General features: G+C 62.2%; 3 protein-coding genes. All 3 read left to right on the top strand.

Annotated elements, in window-relative coordinates; translation table 11 throughout:
- The coding region (locus ACWKWM_RS27805; protein ID WP_483849170.1) for an energy transducer TonB at window positions 1-671 on the top strand (671 nt) is incomplete at its 5' end.
- A gap of 84 nt (window positions 672-755) precedes the next feature.
- Window positions 756-1475 (top strand): MotA/TolQ/ExbB proton channel family protein, encoded by a 720-nt coding sequence (locus ACWKWM_RS27800; RefSeq protein ID WP_483836602.1) that lies wholly within the window; start codon window positions 756-758, stop codon window positions 1473-1475.
- 1 nt (window position 1476) lies between these two features.
- The coding region (locus ACWKWM_RS27795; protein ID WP_483849169.1) for an ExbD/TolR family protein at window positions 1477-1805 on the top strand (329 nt) is incomplete at its 3' end.

Here is a 1805-nt window from a genome sequence, read left to right as displayed (position 1 = left end):
TGGGCGTCTTCGCGCTGGTGCTGCATGGCGCGGTGATCTACTGGGTCAACAGTTCGCCGACCCCTGCATTGCCCATCGTGCCGCCGGAAATCCCACCGATGACCATCGAATTTTCCCAGCCCGCGCCGCCCGTAGTGCCGGTGGTGGAACCGCCACCGCCCCCGCCTGAGCCGACCCCCGAGCCAGTGGTCGAACCCCCGCCGCCCGTGGAAGACGAACTGGCGACCAAACCGCCACCGCCCAAGCCGATTCCCAAGCCCAAACCCAAGCCCGTCGTGAAACCGGTGCCCAAGCCTGTCGCCAAACCGATCGAGCAACCGCCGGCGCCGCCCGTTGCGCCACAACCGGTGGCCGCTCCGGCACCGCCCGCACCTGCTGCACCGGCGCCTGTGACACCCGCCTCGGCCAACGCCGGTTACCTGCACAACCCCGCCCCGGAATACCCGGCGCTGGCGATGCGCCGCAATTGGGAAGGGACGGTATTGCTGCGGGTGCATGTGCTGGCCAGTGGCAAACCCGGCGAGGTGCAGATCCAGAAAAGCAGCGGCCATGAACAGCTCGATGACGCTGCATTGGCGGCGGTCAAGCGCTGGAGTTTCGCCCCGGCCAAACAGGGTAATAACCCGATTGATGGCTGGGTCAGCGTGCCGATCGATTTCAAGATCCAGTAATGCTCAACCTATCGATACACCGCGGGCCACCTGACAAAAGGCGCATCGCTCCAAAACATTTTGATGTCCTGTTGGAGAGCTCACATGAACCTTATCGCTTCCCCCTTTGATTCCATCGAACACGCGGTCATCTGGCTGCTGATTGTTTTCTCCGTCGCGACCTGGGGCCTGGCCCTGCTCAAGGGCGTGCAGTTCACCCGCCTGAAGACGCAGGATCGGCGTTTTCATAAGCAGTTCTGGGCCGCTTCGAGCCTTGATTCCGCCGCCGAGCTGGCCCAGAGCAAACCGGGGGCGGCCGCTCGCGTGGCGCTGGCCGGATATGCCGCGATTCAAGTGCCGGACGGTACGCATGCCAACGATTTGAGCCAGTCGATCAATCATCAGGATCGCCTTGAGCGTTCTCTGCGTCAGCAGATCGTGCGCGAACGCCGCTCGCTGGAAACCGGCCTGGCGATCCTCGCCAGTATCGGCAGCACCTCGCCGTTCATTGGTTTGTTCGGCACGGTGTGGGGGATCATGTCGGCGCTCAAGGGCATCAGCGCGGCAGGTTCCGCAAGCCTTGAAACCGTTGCTGGGCCGATCGGTGCGGCACTGGTCGCGACCGGCGTCGGTATCGCCGTGGCCGTCCCGGCCGTGCTGGTTTACAACTACTTCTTGCGTCGCCTGAAACTCACCGCCGCTGATCTGGACGATTTCGCCCATGACTTTTACAGCCTGGCGCAGAAGAGTTCGTTCCGCGTGCTGCTGCACCCGGTGCTGAACAAAACTGCCGCGACCGGCCAGAAAGTGAAGGAGGCGTCCTGATATGGCTTTCTCGACCCAGGACAGCGACGAAGTCATGAGTGAAATCAACGTCACGCCACTGGTGGACGTGATGCTGGTGCTGCTGGTGGTGTTCATCGTCACCGCACCGCTGTTGACCAACTCAATCCCGATCAACCTGCCCAAGACCGAAGCGGTCGCCCCGCTGGAACAAAAAGACCCGCTGGTGGTGAGCATCGACGACAAGGGCAAGTTGTTCATCAACAAGGACGAAGTACAGCCTGATCTGCTGGAAACCAACCTCAAGGCTGCCAAAGACAAAAACGCCGACGTACGCGTGCAATTGCAGGCCGACAACGGCGTGAACTACGG

The organism is Pseudomonas rosaeacicularis, from assembly GCF_057128745.1.
The sequence above is the reverse complement of the archived record's forward strand: the minus strand, read 5'-3'. Positions and strand labels throughout refer to the sequence as shown.

What these genes read in the sequence shown, in the direction of transcription:
- ACWKWM_RS27800 (WP_483836602.1), top strand. Translation starts at nt 756, where the DNA reads ATGAACCTTATCGCTTCCCCCTTTGATTCCATCGAACACGCGGTCATC.